The sequence below is a fragment of the Burkholderia sp. 10_S31 genome, assembly GCF_056930375.1.
On the sequence record NZ_JBXOWK010000002.1, the window covers coordinates 337,001 to 357,943 of the forward strand.

Here is a 20,943-nt window from a genome sequence, read left to right on the forward strand (position 1 = left end):
CCCTATGTCCTTCGTCAAGCGTTAAGGGCTGACTTGGGTTGGTAAATGGTGCCGTCACGCAGCATGGCGAACAGAACGTCGCAGCGTCGCCGTGCGAGCGCGATGAGCGCTTGGTTATGACGCTTGCCTTGCTGGATCTTGCGCGAGTAATAGGCCCGTGAGACTGGGTCCCGTAAGGCCGCGAAGGCGGATAGGAACAAGGCGCGCTTGAGCACCTTGTTGCCCCGTCTGGATGGGTGCTCGCCACGGATCGACGAGCCTGAGCGTCGGGTGACTGGCGCGAGGCCTGCGTAGGCTGCTAGGTGTGCAGCCGAGGCGAAGGCTTTGTGGGCAACTTCGGTCAGGAGTCTGGCGGCAGTCCTGACGCCGACTCCCGGCATGCTGGTCAGGACCGGCCAAAGAGGGTGAGCAAGCACCAGTCGCTCAACTTCGGCAGCGACCTCGTCGCGTTGCTGACGCAAGGCCGCAAGCTGTTGGGCTAAACGGGGCATGACGATGGTAGCGGCTTGCGTGCCGGGCACGGTCACGGCTTGTTCGCTCAGTGCCTGAACGATCTCGGCCGCTAAGCCTTTGCCCATGCGAGGAGCGAGCTTGGTCAGGCGATTGGCGAGCGTTTTCTCGCTGGTGCCGGCAAGCGCGGCGGGCGACGGATAGCGCTCAAGCAGATCGAGTACCGCCGGATGGTCAAGGCGCGGTCCGAGAACACGCTCGAGCGCTGGATGGATCTGAGTAAGCAGGCCGCGAATGCGGTTGCTGGTTTGCGTGACCTGAGCGGCGAGGTCGTCATCGAAGCCGCAGAGCATGGTGAGTTCGGCGAGCTGCTCGTCGGCCAGGCGAAGCGAGCGCAGCGTATGCGGCATCGAACGAGCGGCTTCGGCGATGATCGCGGCGTCGCGGGCGTCGGTCTTGGCTTCGCCAGCGTGCAAATCAGCGATGCGGCGCATGGCCAGTCCGGGCAGATAGGCGACGAGTACGCCTTCAGCGCGGGCGACGGCTACAGGAAGCGCGCCGATGGTGGAAGGCTGATCGACGACGAACAGCAGTCGACCGTGAGTCTTGAGTTCGGCGATGAGGGCGCGCAGCTTGGCCTCGTCGTTGGGTAGAGCCTTGTTGTACAGGCGCTTACCGTTCCGATCGAGTGCCACGGCGTGATGGTGGCCTTTACCGACATCGACGCCGACAAAGATATCGACGGCGTCACGTTGTTGAGTGTCTTGCATCGAAGTTTATGCAGAGTGAACGGATTGGCCTGCAACAACGGTGGCAAGTCTCGGCATCCACGTTACGGACGGCGTCGGGATATCCCGGCCAAACCCCTATCAGCGATCACCAGCCACCCACCAGGCCCGGTGACAACACCCCCCGGATCATGACTGCGACTGGGGGCGAGAATCATGCCGGGCCTGGCTGGCCAAAGCCCCAATTATCGGGGCGTGAAGATAGTAACGGGGGGGAGCTGGGTGGCGTTGCCGCGCTCGCGGCAACGGCGGAGCCGCCGGCGTCGGCCGCGCCGCTCGCAGCGTTGCGTTCGTGTTCGGTTAGCAGCGCGAGGCGGTTGTACAAGGTCTTCAGGCTGATGCCGAGCGCCTTCGCGGTACGCGGCTTGTCGCCGTTGAAATGGCGCAGCGATGCGACGATGAAGCGCTGCTGCGTATGCGCGAGCGTCGTGCCGATGTGCAGCGTCATCGCGTTGTGGCGCACTTCCTCGCGAGGCGGCTGCCGGCGCGGCAGCTGCAGTTCGATCTGTTCGTCCGCAAGGATGAACGCGCGCTCCAGCGCGTTGCGCAGCTCCCGCACGTTGCCGGGCCACGTGTAGGTGCGCAATGCCTTCATCGCCTGCATCGACAGGCGCTTGCGCGTGCGGTGCCGCGCGTTCAGCCGTTCGACGATCTGCAGCGCGATGTCGCCGACGTCGTCCTCGCGCTGCCGCAGCGCGGGCACGTGCAGCGCGATCGGCGCGATCCGGTAGAAGAGATCCTCGCGCAGCCGGCCGCTGCGCACGGCTTCGACCGGATCGTGATGGGTGGCCGCGACGATCCGCACGTCGAGCGGAATCGCTTCGTGGCCGCCGACGCGCACGATCGTGTTCGACTCGAGCGTGCGCAGCAGCTTCACCTGCAATTCCGCAGGCATTTCCGCGATTTCGTCGAGAAACAGCGTGCCGCCGCGCGCGGCTTCGAACATGCCCACATGTTGTGCAACGGCACCGGTGAAGCTGCCTTTTTCATGTCCGAACAAATGCGACTCCGCGATGTCCTTCGGAATCGCACCGCAGTTGACGGGCACGAACGGCCCGCGCCGGCGCGGACTCATGTCGTGGATGAGCCGCGCGACGATGTCCTTGCCGGCGCCGCTTTCGCCGACCACCAGCACACTGACGCGCGTCACGGCGACGCGCGATACCTTCAGCAGTAAGTCCTGGATCGTTCGCGAGCGGCCGAACAGTCGCGTGCCGTCATCGTCTGATTTCGACATGAGTAAGATCGTATTGGGAAGTTTTGACCGAAATCGGCGAGGCAAGATGAAAAAATGACGCGATGCGCGCCGTCTTTTATGTGGAAAGCATACCTTTTATACCCGTCCCGCCGGATTGAATCTGGCAATGTGTCCGCCGCGACCGGATAGATTTATTCGATGAGCGGCGAATGCACGACACGCTTCTTCTATACTGCTAAACACTCGTTTGTCATGGCAGGACAGCTTGTCTGCTCATTCGCATGCGGTGAGGATGTGCCGCCGAGTGACCGGCGTCGTACCCCGCATCGCATGCCCGCCGCGGTTTCGGCCGATGCTCGAGCCGGGCCGCATCACAAGGAGCTTCGATGCCTTATGTCCTGATCGTCGAAGACGATGCCGATACGCGCGCGATGCTCGCGACGCTCGCTCAGGCGCAGCAGCTTGCATGCGACACGGCCGCGACGCTCGAAGAAGCGCGCACGCTCGTTTCGACGAATACCCCCGATCTCGTGCTGTGCGACCTCGTACTGCCGGACGGCAACGGGATGGATCTGTTCGACGCATTGCCCAAACGCGCGCATTGCGAAATGGTGCTGACCACCGGTCATGCAAGCCTCGAAACCGCGATCGATGCATTGCGGCGCGGCGCGACCGACTACCTGGTGAAACCGCTCAACATGCAGCGGCTGAACAGCATCTTCGCGCGCGTGCCGCGCACCACCGCGTTGCATGAGGAAATCGCCGAGCTGCGTTCGGAACTGCAGCGCCTCGGCCGCTTCGGCCGGATGCTCGGCAGTTCCCCCGCAATGCAGACCGTGTACGACGCGATCGGCCGCGTCGCGCGCACCGAAGCGTCGGTGCTGCTCACCGGCGAGTCGGGCACCGGCAAGGAGCTTGCCGCGCAGACGGTGCACGACCTGAGCCTGCGTCGGCGCGGCCCGTTCCTCGCGGTGAACTGCGGCGCGATCGCCGCGAACCTCGTCGAAAGCGAGATGTTCGGCCACGACCGCGGCAGCTTCACGGGTGCGGAGCGGCAGCACAAGGGTTTCTTCGAGCGTGCGGACGGCGGCACGCTGTTCCTCGACGAAATCACCGAGATGCCGGTCGAATCGCAGGTCAAGCTGCTGCGTGTGCTGGAAACCGGGCGGCTCACGCGGCTCGGCTCGACACGCGAGATCGACGTCGATGTGCGCATCGTCGCGGCGACCAATCGCGATCCGGAAGCCGCGATGGCCGACGGCAAGCTGCGGCCCGATCTCTATCACCGGATCAACGTGTTTCCGATCCCGCTGCCGTCGCTGCGCGAGCGGGGCGACGATATCCCGATGCTCGCGGATTCCTTCCTGCAGCACTACAACGAGGAAAGCGGCCGCAACCTGCGCTTTGCGCCGGCCGCGCGCGAAGCGCTGAAGACCTACGCATGGCCCGGCAACGTGCGCGAGCTGCGCAACTTCGTGCAGCGCGCGAGCATCTTCAGCGACGCCGACGTGATCGACACGCTGCCGCCGCCGATCATGGACGAGCTGTCGAGCATGGTCGATACGCATGAAGATCGCGTGACGGTGCCGTTCGGCACGCCGCTCGAGGAGGTCGACCGCAAGCTGATCCTCGGCACCATCGCACAATGCGGCGGCGTGAAGGCGCAGGCCGCCGAGGTGCTCGACGTCAGCCTGAAGACGATTTACAACCGGCTCGCGCAACTGGAAGACGAAGCGGAAAAACCGGACTCCTGATGCGGTGACCGATGCGCTCACGCACGTACCGGTGCGGCTGCGCACGCGCAGGCGGTGCCGTATCGCGGGCCGCAATACGCGCGAAGACCGAGACGACGACCGAGCCGGATGCCTGCGCGAGCCGCCGTCCGCAACCGAAGACGGCATCGTCGAGATGCGGCGAGATGACGAGCCAGCGTGTTGGAGCGGCCATGTCTCGAAGGTCTCCCTCGTAGCAGGTGCAAGCGGCCGAGCCAGCGGTGCCGGCCCGCGGGCAGGGGGACGAGCACGCGGCATGCCCGCCCGTTCACCCGTGGCCGGCCGACGCCGGCCTGGCGGCAGGAGCGTGTCCGATGATTGAAATTGCACGGCCGCGGGCCGGAAGTTACGCAACCGCCGTGATGCTCGTCGCGATCGCGACCGTGCTGCAGACGCTCGCGATCCGCTTCGGCGGCGCGAATCTGCCGCTCGTTCTGTACTACCCGATGCTGGCCGGCGCGGCGTGGGCGACGTCGTTCCTGTTCGGCTTCGTATCGACCGTCGCCAGCGGGCTGCTGGTCTGGACGCTGTTCCTGTCCGATCCGGATGCCTACACCGGGCCACTGCACGATCGGCTCGTGCAGCTCGGCATCTTCATGCTGGTCGGCGTGCTGGTCTGCGCGATTGCGGCGATGCTGCGCCACGCGCGGCTCACAAACGACGTCGCGTGCCGACGCGAAGCCGCCGCGCGGCGGCAGCTCGAAGCCGTGCTGCAGGCGCTGCCGCATGGCGTGATCGCGGCCGATACGAAAGGGCGCGTGACGTATCTGAATGCAGCCGCGGCCGAGCTGGCCGGCTGCCGCGCGGACGATGCGCCCGGCCGGCCCGTGCGCGACGTGCTGCGCGTGTTCGATTACGACGACCGGCGCGTGCAGACGACCCCGCTCGATCGCGCGCTGGGCGGCGCGCATGCGCTGTCGGACCGGCACTGGCTGCACGGCGCCGATGGTGGCACGCCGGTGCCGATTGTCGAAACGGCGTCGCCGATCGCGGACGCGGACGGCAACGTCGACGGCGCGGTGCTGCTGCTGCGCGACGCCGGCGCGGAACGCGCGCTCACCGATACGTCGCGGCTGCAGCTCGCGGTGGTCGAAGCGTCGCCGGACGCGATCGTCGGGATCGACGACGAGGGCCGCATCGTCAGCTGGAACCCGGCCGCGCAGCGGATTTTCGGGTATGACGAAGCCGACGCGCGCGGGCGTCCGCTCGACACGCTGGTGGCGATGCGCTGGCTGCGGCGCAATCCGCTCACCGAATCGTTCGACACGATGCGCGAAGCGGTCGGCCCGCTCGAACTGTTGTGCGTGCGGCGCGACGGCCGGCGCTTTCGCGCGACCGTGTCCGCGTGCCCGGTGCGTGGCGATGCGCGCAATTGCGTCGCGCTGTCGCTGACGCTGCGCGAGACCGGCGCCCAGCGCCGCCGCGACCTGCGCGCGCAGCGCTCGCTGCAGGGCGCGCGCGACGCGCGCGACCAGGCCGATACGTCGAACCGCCTGAAGGACGAACTGCTCGCGACCGTGTCGCACGAGCTGCGCACGCCGCTGAACGTGATCTACGGCTGGGTCGAGGTATTGCGCAATTCCGGCGACGCCGCGCTGCAGCAGCAGGCGATCGACGCGATCGACCGCAGCGCGCGTTCGCTCACGCGGATGGTGGGCGACATCCTCGACGCATCGTCGCTCGCGACCGGCAAGCTGCGGATCGATGCGATGCCGGTCGACGTGGTGCGGCTTTTCTCCGATGCGGTCGGGGCGTTCCAGACGGCCGCGTCGTCCACCGGCATCGTGCTCGAATTCGAGTGCACGGAGCGTGCATGCATGGTATCGGGCGACGCGGAGCGTCTGCGGCAGATGGTGTCGAACCTCGTGTCGAACGCGCTGAAGTTCACGCCGGGCGGCGGCGCTGTGACGGTCACGCTGTCGCGCGACGATGCGCACGCGGTGCTGACCGTCGCCGACACCGGACAAGGCATTCCCGCCGCGTTCATTCCGCATGTGTTCGACATGTTCCGCCGCGCGGACGAATCGCCCGCGTCGTCGCGGCGCGGGCTCGGGCTCGGCCTGTCGATCGTCCGGCATATCGCCGAGCTGCACGGCGGCAACGTGCGCGTCGAAAGCGCGGGCCGCAATCGCGGCGCGACGTTTACCGTGACGCTGCCGGCCGGCTGGCAGCCGATCGGGGCGATGGCGTGGGGCGTCGCGCAGCCGGGCGTGCGTGCCGATCCGCTTGCGCTCGATACGCAGCGCATCCTGATCGTCGACGACGACGCGACCACGCGCGCAAGCCTGACGGCGGCGCTGACGACGCTCGGCGCGGCCGTCGCGATCGCATCGTCGGGCCGCGAAGCGCTCGCGCTCGTCGACGACATGCAGCCGACCGTCGTGCTGTCCGATCTCGCGATGCCCGACGGCGACGGTTTCTGGCTGCTCGACGCATTGCGTCACGGCGGCGCGAACGGCGTCACGCCGCCCGGGTTGCGCGTGCTCGCCGTGACCGCGCATGCGGGTCTCGCCGACGAGCGCCGCGCGCTCGAAGCGGGTTTCGACGGCTATCTCTGTAAGCCGGTCGACGTGCGCGAGCTGGCGCAGAAGATCGCGCGCGTGACGCAGCGCGACGGCTGATGCGTCGTGCGCATCGGCCGTCACGGCGGGGCGTGCCGGCCCGTCAGCTCGCCGCTGCCGGCCGGTTCCGCGTGCTGATCTGCGCGAGCATGTGCGACGCGATCTGCGTGCTGCGCACGAGGTCGCCCGGCGCGTGATGCACCGCCTGCCGATGGATGAAATACTGCGCGGTATGCGCGAGCCCGCTCGCGAGCGGCGTGGTCGCGCGCCAGTCGAGGCGCCGGTGCGCGGCGTCGAGATCGGGCCGACGCTGGCGCGGATCGTCCGACGGCAGCGGGCGGAACTCGATCGCGACCGTCGCGCCGACGATCCTCACGACCTCGCGCGCGATGTCGATCATCGCGATCTCGTCGTCGCTGCCGAGGTTCACCGGCTCGCAGGCGTCGCCCGGCTCGTTCATCAGCCGGATCAGCGCGTCGACCATGTCGTCGACATAGCAGAACGAGCGCGTCTGCCTGCCGTCGCCGTACACGGTCAGCGGCTCGCCGGCCAGCGCCTGCGTGATGAAGTTCGACACGACCCGTCCGTCGGCCGGATGCATGCGCGGCCCGTACGTATTGAAGATCCGCGCGATCCGCACGTCGACGCCGTACTGGCGGTGATAGTCCGCGAACAGCGTTTCCGCGCAGCGCTTGCCTTCGTCGTAGCACGCGCGCAGGCCGATCGGATTCACGCGGCCGCAGTAGTGCTCGTCCTGCGGATGCACGTCGGGGTCGCCGTACACCTCGCTCGTCGATGCCTGCAGGATGCGCGCCTTCACGCGCTTCGCGAGGCCGAGCAGGTTGATCGCGCCGTGCACGCTGGTCTTGGTCGTCTGCACCGGATCGCGCTGGTAGTGCACGGGCGACGCCGGGCACGCGAGGTTGTAGATCTCGTCGACCTCGACGTACAGCGGAAACGTCACGTCGTGCCGCATCAGCTCGAAGTTGGGCGCATCGAGCAGGTGCGCGATGTTGTCCTTCGTCCCCGTGTAGAAGTTGTCGACGCACAGCACGTCGTGCCCGGATTTCACGAGGCGTTCGCACAGATGCGAACCGAGAAATCCGGCGCCGCCGGTGACGAGTACGCGTTTGCGATCATAGCCCTTCATCATGCATTCTCCTTGCGGTGCGCGAGTACGCCCGGCGTGGTCGCGACGGGCGTGCGGCGATTGCCGGCCGCGGTGCCGGCGCGCTGCGGGTGCGCGACGTCGCGATAGATGTCGACGAGGCGGTCGGCCACGCCGCGCCACGTATAGAAGCGGTGCGCGCGCAGGTAGCCGGCGCGGCCGAGCGCCGCGCACAGATCCGGTTGCGCGCGCAACTGAACGAGCCGCGCGGCGAGCGCGCCCGGATCGCGCGGCGGCACCAGATAGCCGGTCGTGCCGTCGTCCACCGTGGTGCGGATGCCGCCGACGTCGCTGCCGATCACCGGTGCCGCGCATGCCATCGCCTCGACCGGCGTGATGCCGAACGGTTCGTACCACGGCGTCGTCACGAACACGTCCGCGGCGCTGTAGTACAGATGCAGCGCGTCGCGCTCGCGCCGGCCGACGAAGGTCACGCGCTCCGCGATGCCGGTGTCGTGCGCGAGCGCGACGAGCCGCGCGAGTTCCGGATCGCGCGTGGGGTCGGGCGTCGCATGGCTGCCGCCGACGATGTAGAGCCGCGTCGGCCGTTGCGGATCGCGCGGCATCCGCGCGAGCGCGTCGATCACGGTGTCGATTCCCTTGCGCGGCACGAGGCGCCCGAGCTGCAACACGATGAACGCATCCTGCGGCCAGCCGAGCCGCGCACGCGCATCGATGCGCGGCACCGGCCGGAACTCGCCTGCATCGAATCCGCACGGCACGATCTCGATGCGCGCCGCGTCGGCGCGGTAGTGCGTCGCGAGATCCAGCGCATCCTGCGGGCATTCGGCGATCAGCCGATCCGAGCGTCGCGTGAGCCGGTCCTCGATCGCGAAGCGTTCGTCCGGGAAACCGTCGGCCGCGCCCTGATGCAGGCGGCGCACGCGGCCGAGCGCATGGAACGTCGTGACGAGCGGAATGCCGAGACGCTGCTTCACGCGCAGTGCGGCCTCGCCCGACATGAAGAAGTTCGCGTGCATCACGTCGACCGGATCGGGTTCGCGCCGCATGCGCGCGATCATCTGCTCCGCGAACGCGCCCATGTACGGCAGCAGCCGCTCCTTCGGCACGTCGACGGGCGGGCCGGCCGGCACGTGGATGACGCGCATGCGCGAGCCGATCCGCACGGCCTCGGGCAGGTGCGGATTGTCGCAACGCGTGTAGACGTCGACGTCGAGGCCGCGCTCGGCGAGTTGCTTCGCGAGGTTCGCGACGTAGATGTTCTGCCCGCCCGCATCCACGCCGCCGATCACCCCCAGCGGCGACGCATGTTCACTGATCAACGCGATTCTCTGCATGGTGTTGCTCCCAGGATCGGGGCCGCGCCGATGGGCCCCGTTGCGTCCCTGTTCGGCAATCGGCATGCCCGGAACCTTGCGGGGGAAACGGCGCGCCGGTGCGCCGAAAAAATTACAACGGGTTGGATGAAAGGGCGTCCGATCGGCGTGCCGCGTATCTGCGCGGCTTACCGCGCGCGGCACGCGACTTGCGCCATCGGGATACCCGCCGGCCATGCCGGCCCCCACGAAAGGAGGTCACGATGAAGATATTCCCGCTGCAAGCCCGCGCATCGCGATTCCGCCGTCATCCCGCCAGGCGCCTCGGCATGGCGATCGCCATCGCCGCGGCCGCTGCCTGCACGGTCGTCGCACCGAACGTGTTCGGCGCCGGCGACGACGGCACGGCATCGTCATCCATGTCGTCGTCGACGCATTCGAGCACCGGCACGAAGATCCACGACGCGACCATCACCACCAAGGCCAAGGCCGAACTGGTCGGCACGAGCGGCCTGTCGGCCGGCGACATTCACGTGAAGACGCGCCACGGCATCGTGATGCTCAACGGCAGCGTGCCGGACGAACAGCAGCGCACGCAGGCGGTCGGCGTCGTCAGAAAGATCGACGGTGTGCAGGACGTGCGCGACCAGCTGACCATCCGTGCGAAATAACCTCGGCGCCGTAGAAGGAGTCCAGTGAGATGAACTGCATGCTCAAACCGGTCGGCGAGCAGACGATCGTGATCACGGGCGCCACGAGCGGCATCGGCCTCGTCACCGCGCGCAAGGCGGCACGGCGCGGTGCGAAGCTGGTGCTGTTCGCGCGCAACGAGGACGCGCTGAACACGCTATGCGAGGAAATCCGCCAGCATGGCGGCCTCGCGGTGCCGGTCGCCGGCGACGTCGGCAACGTCGAGGATCTGCAGCGCGCGGCCGCGAAGGCGGCCGATACCTATGGCGGCTTCGATACGTGGATCAACAACGCGGGCGTATCGATTTTCGGCACGGCGGCCGCGGTGCCGCTCGAGGATCAGCGCCGGCTGTTCGATACCAACTACTGGGGCGTCGTGCACGGCTCGCTCGTCGCGTCGGACCATTTCCGGCGCAAGAGCGATTTCCACGGCGGCGCGATCATCAACATGGGCAGCGAGGCGTCCGACGCACCGGTGCCGCTGCAAAGCGCGTACGTGGCGTCGAAGCACGCGGTGAAGGGCTTCACCGATTCGCTGCGGCTCGAGCTGGAGTCGGATCGTCTGCCCGTATCCGTCACGCTGATCAAGCCGGCCGCGATCGACACGATGCTGGTGATGCACGCGAAGAACTACATGAACGTCGAGGCGAAGCTGCCGCCGCCGATCTACGACCCGGACCTCGTCGCCGACGCGATCCTGTTCGCGGCCGCGCATCCGCGCCGCACGCTGTTCGTCGGCGGCGCCGCGAAGTTCACGTCGGCCAGTGCGTATCACGCGCCGCGGCTGTTCGATCGCGTCGCGGCCACGCTGTTCTCGCGCGGCCAGCGCACGGTGCGCCCGGCGCGACCGCGCGACGACAACGCGCTGTACGAGTCGCGCCACGCGCTGCACGAGCGCGAAGGGATGGACGGACCCGTGCTGCGCGGTTGCGCGTACAACGCGATGGTGCAGCGGCCGAAGGTCGCGGGCGCGCTCGCGCTGGGCGCGGCGGCGCTGGTGGTCGCCGCGCTCGCGCGCGCGCGCCGCGCGTCGACGTGATCGCATGCCTTTCCGTTTTTCATTCGAAGGAGGTTTTCATGTCATCCCGACAACATACGGGCCACGAATACAGCCACGCGCGCGCGCACGAAGGCGAGCGCACGCAGCAGGACCACGACAAGGGCGGCCATCAGACGGGGCATGGCAAGGCGCCGAGCCCGGTCGACGTGCAGAAGGCGCTGAAGGGAATGGACTATCCGGCGAGCAAGTCGGACGTCGTGCAGTGCGCGGAACGCTCGCATGCGGACCCGGGCGTGCTCGACATGCTGCGGCAGATTCCCGATCGCGAATACGCGACGCCGGCATCGGTCTCGAAGGAACTCGGGCGGCTGAGGTGAGTGCCGCCGCGTCGCGCCGTGCGCGCCGTCGCGTGCACGGCGCCTCACCGTCACGAGGAGCACGAGCATGGCGATGATCGTCGCAGGCCGCTTCACGACGCTCGATGAAGCGGAAGGTGGGGCGCGCCACCTTTACGAGCGCGCGTTCGGCCCGGATGACGTGTCGATCTTCTTCCTGAACCCGGGCGGCCAGCACGCGCGCTTCCCGATCGGCGGCGACGTGTATGCCGATACGGCCGCGAAGCCGGGCGGCCGCGGCGCGATGGTCGGTGCGCTGCGCGGGCTGCTGATCGGCGCGATCGTCGGGTTGATCGTCTATGCGCTCGGCCTGCGCTATTGGTTCGTGCCAGCCGCCGGCGCGCTCGCCGGCGCGTATCTCGGCGCGTTCGGCGGCGCGCTCGGCCGGATGCGCGGCGAGCAGGCTGAAGGCAAGGGCATGCTCGCGCAGAGCGAATCCGGCGTGATCCTGGCCGCACGCGTGACGGCGACGACCGCGGCCACCGCGGAAGGCGTGCTGCGCGCGACCGGCGCGCAATCGATCGAGCGTGTCGAAGGCGACTGGCACGACGGCGAATGGCGCGACTTCGATCCGGTGCGCCGGCCGGACGGCACCACGCAGGGCAGCCCGCGCTGAGCGCGCTGTTTCGTTTCTGCATGCGTTTGCAACGCGGCGTGCGGCACGGTCCGTGCAACCGTGCACGGGCCGGCGGGCCGCGCACGGCACGCTGCTTGCGCCGATTCGCGGACACCGGTTCAAGGATGAACGCGTGATCACGGCAAAGACCCCGCCGCCCCAGCAGCAGCCGAGCAGGTATCGAAGTTCGGTTCGAACGTGCCGCTCAAGCGGCCGGGGCAGCCGGACGAGCTGATCGGCTGCTACGTGCTGCTCGCAGCGGAAGGCGCGAGCTACATGACGGGACAGACCTTGCATCCGAACGGCGGCTCGATCGTCGGCGGGTGACGATTCCCCCCACAAGGAGAAAGCGCATGAAACAACCCAACTGGACGATCGCGGCGCTCGCCGCGGGCATGCTCGCCGTGTCGGGACTCGCGCATGCCCAGATGCCGAGCGAGCCGCCCGCATCGAATTCGCACGTGCCGGGTGGCGTGATCAATCCGTCGTCGGGCGCCGCTGCCGGTGATCCGGGCATCGTGAAAGCCCCGCAGAGCGGCGACGCCGAATTCGTTGACAAGGCCGCCATCGCCGGCAAGGCCGAGGTGCAGGCGAGCCAGCTCGCGCTGAAGCAGGCGCAGTCGCCGGACGTGCGCGCATTCGCTGAACGCATGGTCGCCGATCACGGCAAGGCGAACGCGAAGCTCACCGAGATCGCGTTGCGCAAGGGCATGAAACCGCAGGTCGACCAGATCGCGGATCCGGACGTCGAAGCGCTGCGCGGCAAGCGCGGCCACGACTTCGATGCTGCGTACGTCGCGGCGGTCGGCCCGGATGCGCACCAGAAGGCGGTCGCGCTGTTCGAAGGCGAGGCGCGCGACGGCAAGGACGCGCAGCTGCGCGCGTTCGCGAAATCCACGCTGCCGACGCTCAAGCACCACCTGAGCATGGCAGAGGCACTCCAGCGCAAGGTGGGTGCGCAGTAACACGCGCCCGCTTCAACCCCAGGGCCGCTCGGGCGGCCCGTTTTTTCGGAGAGGCAGTCATGGCCCAACGGCAATCGAAGCACGAAGGCATCCTCGAACTGCTCTGCCAGGCTTACGAGACCGAGCTTGGCGGCGCGAAGCTCTACGAGGCCGCGCTCCAGTGCGCGACCGACGAGGATCTGCACAAGGAATGGGAGAAGTACCACCGCGAGACGATGCATCACCAGGAAGTGCTGCGCAAGGTATTCGACACGCTCGGCCTCGATCCGGATACGCAGTCGCCGGGGCGTGCCGCGGTGGCGGCGACCGGCAAGTCGCTCGTCCAGGTGATCGAGCAGGCGAAGAAGCAGGCCGACCCGGCGGTCGCGCAGGTCGTCGCGGCCGAGTGCGTGGTGCTCGCCGAGACCAAGGACCACCTGAACTGGGAGCTGATCGGCTATGCGGCCGACCAGTTGCGCGATGGCGACGCGGCGAAGGCGCTGAAGGCCGCGCACGATGAAGTCGAGGCCGACGAGGACCATCACCTGTATCACACCCGCGGCTGGGCGCGCGAGATGTGGATCGAGTCGATGGGCTTCAAGGCCGTGCTGCCGCCGCCGGAGGAAGTGAAGAAGGTCGAGTCGGCGGCCGATGCGGCGCGTGCCGAACGTTCGCGTGGCAAGATGATGTAAACGCGCAGGGCCGGCAACCTGGCGTGCCGCGCGCGGCACGCCAGGTTGCCTTTTTAACGGTTGCGTACACAACGATGTCGTCAAAGTCGGGTGAGTACATCCACGGCCATCATGACCACCGACGCCGCCATCAGCGTGACGGCAAGCCATCCGAACACCTTCGATGCGATCCCGCTGCCCGGCTGGCCGGCGGCATCGCGCCGCTGCGACAGCAGCATCACCAGCACGAGCATCGGCACTGCCGCGACGCCATTGAGCACCGCGCTCCAGTACAGCGCCTTGATCGGATTGACCGGACTGAAACAGATCGCGATGCCGACGATCACGCACGCCGCCAGCACCGCATAGAACGCGGGCGCGCGGCGCACCGGCTCGTTCAGGCCTTCGCGGAACCGCCATGCCTCCGCGCAGCCGTACGCGGCGCTGCCCGCGAACGCGGGAATCGCCAGCAGCCCACAGCCGACGATGCCGAACGCGAACACGAGGAACGCCGCTTCGCCGGCGATCGGCCGCAGCGCCTCGGCGGCTTGTGCGGTGGAGCCGATGTCGTGCCTTCCGTGCGTGAAGAACACCGCCGCGCCGATCGCCATGATGCAGAACGACACGGCGTTGGTCACGATCATCCCGATCCAGGTGTCGAACGTGATGCGCCGCTCGGTCTCGCGGCGCGCGCCGGGGGCGCACGCGGTGTCGCCGTTGCGGCGCTCGGCCTGGGTTTCCTCGACTTCGAGCGCGGCCTGCCACACGAACAGGTACGGGCTCAGCGTCGTGCCGAGCACCGCGACCGCCGTCGTCGCATAAGCGTGCGTGAACGCGACGTGCGGCAGCACGATCGCATGCAGCAGGCTGCGCCAGTCGATTCGCACGAAACCGAGTTCGAGCACATAGGCGAGCAGGCCGAGTGTCATCCACTTGAGCCAGCGCGCGTAGCGTTCGTAGGAGAGCAGCATCTGCAGCGCGAGCGACGCGAGGCCGTAGACGGGCGCATACCAGTAGCTGCGGCCGCCGACGACGAGCGTGGTCGCGTCGCCCATCGCGGCGAGATCGGCGCCGACGTTCACGACGTTGACGATCACGACCATCACGATCAGGGTTTTGGCGACGCGATCGGAGAAGTGCTCGCGGATGCCCGCGACGAGGCCTTCGCGGTTGGTGCGTCCGACGAACGCCGACGCGAGTTGCACGACGACCATCATCGGCAGCGTGACGACGATCATCCAGAGCATGTGGAAGCCGAACTGGCTGCCGGCCTGCGCGTAGACCGCGACGTTGCTCGGATCGGCATCGGACGCGCCCGCGAGCAGGCCGGGGCCGAGCCGTTGGTACCACGGCCTGGCGGCGGGGGGATCGCGCGATGCGTCGTCCTGGCGCAGGTCGCTCATTCGGCGTCTCCGTGCGTACCGCCGTTGCTGCCATTGCCGCCGTTGCCGCGCGCAAGGCGCGACGCGGTGCGCAGTGCATCGACGAGCGTCCGGTACGCATGCTCGCGCGAATCGGCGCCGCGCGTGCGCAGCACGTAGGACGGATGATAGGTCGCGACGACGAGACAGCCCTCGGGCGAGCGAACCGGCTTGCGCGTGTCCTCCAGCGTCGCGTCGTTGTCCTGCAGCACCGCGCGCAGCGCCGTCGCGCCGAGTGCGACGATCACGCGCGGCGTCAGCGTATCGAGTTCTCGTTCGAGCCAGTAGCGGCACGCTGCGACTTCGCGTTGCGCGGGCGTCTTGTGCAGCCGCCGCTTGCCGCGCGGTTCCCATTTGAAGTGCTTGACCGCGTTGGTCAGATAGACGGACCTGCGCTCGATGCCGGCCTCGTCGAGTGCGCGATCGAGCATGCGGCCCGCCGCGCCGACGAACGGGATGCCAGTGCGGTCCTCCTGGTCGCCCGGCTGCTCGCCGACCAGCACGATCCGCGCATCGGCGGGCCCCACGCCCGGCACCGGCTGCGTCGCGTGTTCCCACAGCCCGCAGCGGCGGCAGGCGTCGAGCGTGGCCGGCGCATCGTCGTCGGTGGCGGCCTCGGCCGTGGCAGGCTTTAGCGGCGCGCGCTGCGTCATGTGGCCCCTCCGGCGCAGCCGCGCGCTTGTCGGTGCGTTGCCGGTGGATTCAGCGTCAAGCCGGGTCGGAACATCGGCAGTGCACGCATCGACGGCTCCCGTATCGACGATATCGACGACATGCAGCAACCGGCATGCCGCATGCAGTCGATATGGACGCGCGGTGTGCGTCGGGGCCGCATCCGGTTACAGGGAGAAACGCGATGCAAACCACTCTTCGGCGACGATCCGGCCGATGACGACGTGCAGCTGTGGCGCGCGCCCGGACGGGCGCATTACACGGAGCTTGTAAAACGGTATCGAAGCGGAGCACCTGGCGCCGCTCAGCCGCCGGCCACGCGCGGTGCCGCGGCGCGTCCGGCCGCGAACGCCACCACGCCAGCGAGGACGAGCAGCACCGCGCTCATCGCGAACGTCGCGCGATAGCCGTGCAGGTCGAACAGCACGCCGCCCGTCGTCGCGCCGAGCGCGATCGCGAGCTGCACGACCGCGACCATCAGCCCGCCGCCGGCTTCCGCGTCGTGCGGCAGCGTGCGCGCGAGCCACGTCCACCAGCCAACCGGCGCGGCCGTGCCGGTCAGGCCCCACAGAGCGAGCAGCCCCGCGGTCGCCGCGCTCGACGCGCCGCACCAGACGAGCGCGACGGCGATCGCCGCCATCAGCAGCGGCGTGACGACGAGCGTGCGATAGAGGCCGTTCTCGAGGAACGCGCCGATCAGGATCGTCCCCGCGAGCCCGGCCACGCCGATCGCGAGGAGCATCAGCGACAGCGCGGCATGGTCGACGTGCGTCACCGTTTCGAGGAACGGCCGCAGGTACGTGAACAGCGCGAACTGCCCCATGAACAGCAGGCTGACGGCGACCATGCCGAGCGCGACCGGCGGGCGGCCGAGCAGCTTCACCACGTTGCCGGGCGCTGCGTGTGACGCGGCTTTCATCGGCGGCAGGCTCACGAGCTTCCAGCCGAACGCGATCGCCGCGACCGGCACGACGCAGAAGAACGCCCAGCGCCAGCCGACGATGCCGCCGAGCAAGCTGCCGAGCGGCGCCGCGACGACGGTCGCGAGCGCATTGCCGCCGTTCACGATTGCCAGCGCGCGCGACACCTGGGCATCGGGCACCAGCCGCATCGCGGTTGCGGCCGACATCGACCAGAAGCCGCCGATCGCGACACCGATCAGTGCGCGTCCCGCGATGAACGCGAGGTAGTTCGGCGCGAATGCGACGACCGTTCCGGAAACGATCATCACCAGCGTCAGCACGAGCAGCAGCCGCTTGCGGTCGCGCCTTCCGGCCAGCGACGCGATGAACAGGCTCGTCACGAGCGCGAAGGCGCCGGACACGGAGATGGCCTGGCCCGCCTGGCCTTCGCTGACATGCAGGTCGCTCGCGATCGGCGTCAGCAGGCTGACCGGCATGAATTCGGACGCAACGAGCGCGAACGCGCCGAGCGCCATCGCGAGGACGGCACCCCATGCGGCGGTGTGGACGGGCGCGTGGCCGCGATCGGAAGGGGAAACGGCTTGCATCGTTGAAGTCGGGGTGGGTCGGGTGGAGTCGCGCCGCAGGCGCGCGTTAGTCGCAGCGGGCACCGGCCGTGCCGCGACCGGCCATCTGAGCGCGACCGTCGGCATCGCGTGCGGCCGTTACGCGCATGGACGCGGCTTGCACATCGTCGACCCACGTGCGCGGATTGGCGCGCGCCGGATTGAAGCCGGCGGCTTGGTAGCGGATCATGTCCTCGCGCACCTGCGCGCGCGTCAGGCCCTGCGCATGGGCGAGCAACGGGCTGGAAACGGCAAGTGCGACGACGAAAAGGCGAAGAAGGGATTTCACGAGATGGATTCCGGGAAGCATGCGTGGACGATTCCCGAGACCGGCTACAGTCGCTGGGGAACCTGAAGGCTTCGCAGTCTATCGGGCCGCCGCCGATCGATTAAGTAGCGCCGCACGCTTGGACTTATAAGCTGGGCCGATGAATCGGCGCAGGCCGCGCGGGGCGGTGTCGGTGCTAGGATGGGCGTCCGTTTCGACAGGAGCCGCCCGACATGCCGCGCGAAAACCTCAACGATCTGCTCGTGTTTCTCGCCGTGGCGCGCGACCGGAGCTTCACGCGTGCGGCGGCGCGGCTCGGCGTGTCGCAATCGGCGCTGAGCCAGACCGTGCGCGATCTCGAAACGCGCCTCGGCGTGCGGCTGCTGACGCGCACGACGCGCAGCGTGTCGACGACCGCAGCGGGCGAGGAACTGTTTCAGGCCGTCGCGCCGCGCATCGACGAGATCGAGATGAAGCTCGCGGCGGTGTCCGATTTCCGGGACAAGCCGGCCGGCGTCGTGCGGATCACGGCCACCGAGCATCCGATCGACACGATCATCTGGCCGAGGCTCAGGAAGGTGTTGCCCGATTACCCCGACATCCGCGTCGAGCTGTCGGTCGACTACGGGCTGTCGAACATCGTCGAGGAGCGCTACGACATCGGCGTGCGCTATGGCGACCAGGTCGCGAAGGACATGATCGCGGTGCGCATCAGCCCGGACATCCGGATGGCGATGGTCGCGTCGCCCGCCTATCTCGATGGCCGCAAGCCGCCGAAGACGCCGCAGGACCTGCTCGATCACGATTGCGTGACGCTGCGGCTCGCGACCGCGAAGGGCATCTATGCGTGGGAGCTGAAGAAAGGCCGGAATGCGATCCAGGCGCGCGTGAACGGCCGCATCACCTGCAATACGCAACCGCATCTGGTGCAGGCGGCGCTCGACGGGTTCGGGATTGCGTTCGTGACCGAGGACATCGTGCTCGACCACGTGCGCAGCGGGAAGTTGCGGATCGTGATGCCGGACTGGTGCCCGGTCTTTCCCGGCTATCACGCGTACTATCCGAGCCGCCGCCAGGCATCGCGCGCGTTCTCGATCGTGATCGATGCGTTGCGCCATCGCGCGTAGCGGGGCGTGGGAGCCGGGCATCTCCGGGCTGGGTGCGCGTGCCCGGATCATGCAAAATACGCGGCATCTGAGATGCGGAGACCGGGCCCGTGGGAATCAACTTCGATTTGACCGACTTGCAGGCGTTTCGCGCGGTCGTGGAGCTCGGCAGCTTCCGCAAGGCCGCCGACGCGATCAGCATTTCGCAACCTGCGTTGAGCCGCCGGATCGACAAACTGGAGGAAGCGCTCGGCGTGCGCCTGTTCGAGCGCACCACGCGCAGCGTCACGCTGACCACGGTCGGCCGCGTGTTCGCGCCGAGCGCCGAGCAGTTGCTCGACGACCTCGACGTCGCGCTGCTCGGCATCCGCGACGTTTCGTCGAGCCGCCTCGGCCACGTGACGATCGCGTGCGTGCCGTCGGTAGCGTACTACTTCCTGCCGAACGTGATCGCGAGCTATCATCGCCGCTTTCCGCGCATCCGGGTCAAGCTGCTCGATGCGAGCGCGAACGAGGTGCTCGGTGCCGTCATCAGCGGCGAGGCCGATTTCGGCGTGAGTTTCATGGGCAGCCAGGAGCCCGAGGTCGAGTTCAAGCTGCTGCTGCAGGAGCGGTTCGTTGCCGCGTGCCGGCGCGATCATCCGCTCGCGCGCAAGAAGCGCGTGACCTGGAACGAGCTTTACGAATACGAGTATGTGTCGGTGGACAAGACTTCCGGCAACCGCCTGTTGCTCGACCAGGCGCTGACGGCCGTCGCGCCGCGTGCGCCGAGCGTGTGCGAAACGCGCCACGTGACGACGATGCTCGGGTTGATCGAGGCGGGGCTCGGCGTCGCCGCGGTGCCGTCGATGGCGATGCCCGGCAATGACCATCCGCTGCTCACGAGCGTGCCCCTCGTCGAACCGGTGGTCAAGCGCCGGGTGGGCATCGTGAAACGGCGCGGACGCCCGCTGACGCCGGCCGCGGAGGAATTTCACCGGGCGGTCGTCGACGCGAAGCGCGGCGGCGACACGTCGAAGTGACGCGTCCAGGCGATGCATACGACGAACCCGACAGGAACATCGAGGAAGATCGCATCGTGAAGCTGGCAACACCGCTTCGTTCGCTCTACGTACAGGTTCTGCTGGCGATGGTGCTCGGCGTGGGCGTCGGCCATTTGTGGCCATCGGCGGGCGCGCTGCTCAAGCCGCTCAGCGATGCATTCGTCGATCTCGTGCGGATGATGATCGCGCCGATCGTGTTCTGCACGATCGTCTCGGGCATCACGTCGCTCACGAACGGAAAAGCCATCGGACGCACGATCGTCCGCGCGCTGGTGCTGTTCTATCTGCTGACCGCCGCCGCGCTCGCATTCGGGCTCGTCACCGCGTTCGTGCTACGGCCCGGCGCCGGCATGCACGTCGACGTGCGCCATCTCGATTCGAGCATCGTGGCGCAATACGTGCAGCATGCGCAACCGCACGGGCTCGTCGAGTTCGCGCTGAGCGTGATCCCGGACACGATGCTTGGCGCGTTCCAGACGGGCGAGGTGCTGCCGGTGCTGCTGCTGTCGCTGCTGTTCGGCTTTTCGCTGAATGCGTCTCCACAGGCCGGGCGGCCCGTGCTGGCGCTGATCGACGGTGTCGCGCAGGTCGTCTTTCGCGTGCTCGCGATGATCATGCGGCTCGCCCCGCTCGGCGCATTCGGCGCGATGGCGTTCACGGTGGGCCGCTTCGGCATCGGCTCGGTCGGCTCGCTCGCGCGACTGATGGCGTCGTTCTACGTGGCCTGCGTGCTGTTCGTCGCGCTGGTGCTCGCGCCGCTCGCACGGCTGCACGGCTTCGCGCTGTGGCGGCTGTTGCGCTACCTGCGCGAGGAGTTGCTGATCGTCCTCGCGACGTCGTCCACGGAGCCGGTATTGCCGCGGCTGATCGTCAAGCTGGAGGCGCTGGGTTGCGACAAGGGTGTCGTCGGGCTCGTGCTGCCGGCCGGCTACTCGTTCAACCTGGACGGCACCGCGATCTACCTGACGCTCGCGGCATTGTTCATCGCGCAGGCGTGCGACGTGCCGCTTTCCGCGCCGCAAATCGCGGCGATGCTGGCCTTGATGCTGCTGACGTCGAAGGGCGCGGCCGGCGTGTCCGGCAGCGGGCTCGTCGCGCTCGTCGCGACGCTCGCGGTGATGCCCGACCTGCCGATGGCCGGCGTCGCGCTTCTGGTCGGCATCGATCGCTTCATGTCGGAGGCGCGGGCGCTGACGAGCGTGATCAGCAATGCGTGCGCGGTGATCTTCGTGTCGTCGTGGGAAGGGGCGTGCGATCGTGCGCGTCTCGCACGGGTGCTGAGTGCGGCCGGGCCCGCAGGCCCGAACGGCGCCGACGATGCCGCCGATGTCGGGGCCGATGTCGATGCCGGCCGCGACGGGAAGGCTGTCTGACG

At 68.2% G+C, this 20,943-nt stretch carries 19 protein-coding genes and 2 pseudogenes; 12 read left to right on the forward strand and 9 right to left on the reverse strand.

The window, feature by feature from the left end:
• Positions 1 to 14 precede the first annotated feature (14 nt).
• Complete coding sequence (locus tag AC1Z3W_RS16095; RefSeq protein WP_124618186.1) at positions 15 to 1,220, reverse strand: IS110-like element ISBma3 family transposase; 1,206 nt, start codon at positions 1,218 to 1,220, stop codon at positions 15 to 17.
• Between the two features lie 172 nt (positions 1,221 to 1,392).
• Entirely contained in the window at positions 1,393 to 2,475 is a 1,083-nt protein-coding gene (locus AC1Z3W_RS16100; protein WP_483507973.1) for a sigma-54 interaction domain-containing protein, read from the reverse strand.
• Positions 2,476 to 2,822: 347 nt separating this feature from the next.
• Between AC1Z3W_RS16100 and AC1Z3W_RS16105 the strand changes: the two genes are divergently transcribed.
• Complete coding sequence (locus AC1Z3W_RS16105; protein ID WP_124835775.1) at positions 2,823 to 4,190, forward strand: sigma-54-dependent transcriptional regulator; 1,368 nt, start codon at positions 2,823 to 2,825, stop codon at positions 4,188 to 4,190.
• Positions 4,191 to 4,239: 49 nt separating this feature from the next.
• Here AC1Z3W_RS16105 and AC1Z3W_RS16110 read toward each other — a convergent pair.
• Positions 4,240 to 4,383, reverse strand: a pseudogene (locus tag AC1Z3W_RS16110) (PIG-L family deacetylase); the annotation flags it as partial.
• Between the two features lie 139 nt (positions 4,384 to 4,522).
• Here AC1Z3W_RS16110 and AC1Z3W_RS16115 point away from each other — a divergent pair.
• Positions 4,523 to 6,829: a hybrid sensor histidine kinase/response regulator gene (locus AC1Z3W_RS16115; RefSeq protein WP_483507974.1), complete on the forward strand. Its 2,307-nt coding sequence runs from the start codon at positions 4,523 to 4,525 to the stop codon at positions 6,827 to 6,829.
• A 43-nt stretch (positions 6,830 to 6,872) separates the two neighbouring features.
• Here AC1Z3W_RS16115 and AC1Z3W_RS16120 read toward each other — a convergent pair whose 3' ends face one another.
• The gene (locus AC1Z3W_RS16120) at positions 6,873 to 7,919 is read right to left on the reverse strand and encodes a UDP-glucuronic acid decarboxylase family protein (protein ID WP_124835792.1); all 1,047 of its coding nucleotides are present in this window, start codon (positions 7,917 to 7,919) and stop codon (positions 6,873 to 6,875) included.
• Complete coding sequence (locus tag AC1Z3W_RS16125) at positions 7,919 to 9,235, reverse strand: glycosyltransferase family 4 protein (protein WP_483507975.1); 1,317 nt, start codon at positions 9,233 to 9,235, stop codon at positions 7,919 to 7,921. Before AC1Z3W_RS16125 ends, AC1Z3W_RS16120 begins: the two co-directional genes overlap by 1 nt.
• Positions 9,236 to 9,477: 242 nt before the next feature.
• Here AC1Z3W_RS16125 and AC1Z3W_RS16130 point away from each other — a divergent pair, with 242 nt between their 5' ends.
• From AC1Z3W_RS16130 to AC1Z3W_RS16160, 7 genes and pseudogenes are all read left to right on the forward strand, one after another.
• Positions 9,478 to 9,885, forward strand: coding sequence for a BON domain-containing protein (locus AC1Z3W_RS16130; RefSeq protein ID WP_483507976.1), 408 nt, complete (start codon positions 9,478 to 9,480; stop codon positions 9,883 to 9,885).
• Positions 9,886 to 9,914: 29 nt separating this feature from the next.
• A complete protein-coding gene (locus tag AC1Z3W_RS16135) occupies positions 9,915 to 10,943 on the forward strand; it encodes an SDR family oxidoreductase (protein WP_124835779.1) in 1,029 nt (342 codons plus the stop codon).
• Between the two features lie 38 nt (positions 10,944 to 10,981).
• The gene (locus AC1Z3W_RS16140; protein WP_124835780.1) at positions 10,982 to 11,281 is read left to right on the forward strand and encodes a DUF2795 domain-containing protein; all 300 of its coding nucleotides are present in this window, start codon (positions 10,982 to 10,984) and stop codon (positions 11,279 to 11,281) included.
• A 67-nt stretch (positions 11,282 to 11,348) separates the two neighbouring features.
• Complete coding sequence (locus AC1Z3W_RS16145; protein WP_483507977.1) at positions 11,349 to 11,915, forward strand: hypothetical protein; 567 nt, start codon at positions 11,349 to 11,351, stop codon at positions 11,913 to 11,915.
• A 171-nt stretch (positions 11,916 to 12,086) separates the two neighbouring features.
• Positions 12,087 to 12,242: pseudogene (locus tag AC1Z3W_RS16150) on the forward strand (SDR family oxidoreductase); the annotation flags it as partial.
• A 26-nt stretch (positions 12,243 to 12,268) separates the two neighbouring features.
• Positions 12,269 to 12,880, forward strand: a complete 612-nt coding sequence (locus AC1Z3W_RS16155; protein ID WP_124835782.1) for a DUF4142 domain-containing protein — start codon at positions 12,269 to 12,271, stop codon at positions 12,878 to 12,880.
• A gap of 59 nt (positions 12,881 to 12,939) precedes the next feature.
• On the forward strand, positions 12,940 to 13,551 hold the full coding sequence (locus AC1Z3W_RS16160) for a hypothetical protein (protein WP_124835783.1): 612 nt from the start codon (positions 12,940 to 12,942) through the stop codon (positions 13,549 to 13,551).
• Positions 13,552 to 13,631: 80 nt separating this feature from the next.
• Here AC1Z3W_RS16160 and AC1Z3W_RS16165 read toward each other — a convergent pair whose 3' ends face one another.
• The 4 genes from AC1Z3W_RS16165 to AC1Z3W_RS16180 all read right to left on the reverse strand — a co-directional run bounded on the left by AC1Z3W_RS16165 (position 13,632) and on the right by AC1Z3W_RS16180 (position 17,440).
• A complete protein-coding gene (locus AC1Z3W_RS16165) occupies positions 13,632 to 14,933 on the reverse strand; it encodes an Nramp family divalent metal transporter (protein ID WP_483507978.1) in 1,302 nt (433 codons plus the stop codon).
• The gene (locus AC1Z3W_RS16170) at positions 14,930 to 15,604 is read right to left on the reverse strand and encodes a UdgX family uracil-DNA binding protein (RefSeq protein WP_483507979.1); all 675 of its coding nucleotides are present in this window, start codon (positions 15,602 to 15,604) and stop codon (positions 14,930 to 14,932) included. Before AC1Z3W_RS16170 ends, AC1Z3W_RS16165 begins: the two co-directional genes overlap by 4 nt.
• A 323-nt stretch (positions 15,605 to 15,927) precedes the next feature.
• Positions 15,928 to 17,133 carry an MFS transporter gene (locus AC1Z3W_RS16175; protein WP_483507980.1) on the reverse strand — a complete coding sequence of 402 codons (1,206 nt, stop codon included), beginning with the start codon at positions 17,131 to 17,133 and terminating at the stop codon, positions 15,928 to 15,930.
• 46 nt (positions 17,134 to 17,179) lie between these two features.
• Complete coding sequence (locus tag AC1Z3W_RS16180; RefSeq protein ID WP_124835787.1) at positions 17,180 to 17,440, reverse strand: DUF4148 domain-containing protein; 261 nt, start codon at positions 17,438 to 17,440, stop codon at positions 17,180 to 17,182.
• 212 nt (positions 17,441 to 17,652) lie between these two features.
• On the opposite strand from AC1Z3W_RS16180, the gene AC1Z3W_RS16185 reads away from it, so the two are divergent.
• From AC1Z3W_RS16185 to dctA, 3 genes are all read left to right on the forward strand, one after another.
• Positions 17,653 to 18,546, forward strand: coding sequence for a LysR family transcriptional regulator (locus AC1Z3W_RS16185; protein ID WP_483507981.1), 894 nt, complete (start codon positions 17,653 to 17,655; stop codon positions 18,544 to 18,546).
• Positions 18,547 to 18,635: 89 nt separating this feature from the next.
• Positions 18,636 to 19,547: a LysR family transcriptional regulator gene (locus AC1Z3W_RS16190; RefSeq protein ID WP_483507982.1), complete on the forward strand. Its 912-nt coding sequence runs from the start codon at positions 18,636 to 18,638 to the stop codon at positions 19,545 to 19,547.
• 56 nt (positions 19,548 to 19,603) lie between these two features.
• Positions 19,604 to 20,941 carry a C4-dicarboxylate transporter DctA gene (gene dctA / locus AC1Z3W_RS16195; RefSeq protein ID WP_483508319.1) on the forward strand — a complete coding sequence of 446 codons (1,338 nt, stop codon included), beginning with the start codon at positions 19,604 to 19,606 and terminating at the stop codon, positions 20,939 to 20,941.
• Positions 20,942 to 20,943 lie beyond the last annotated feature (2 nt).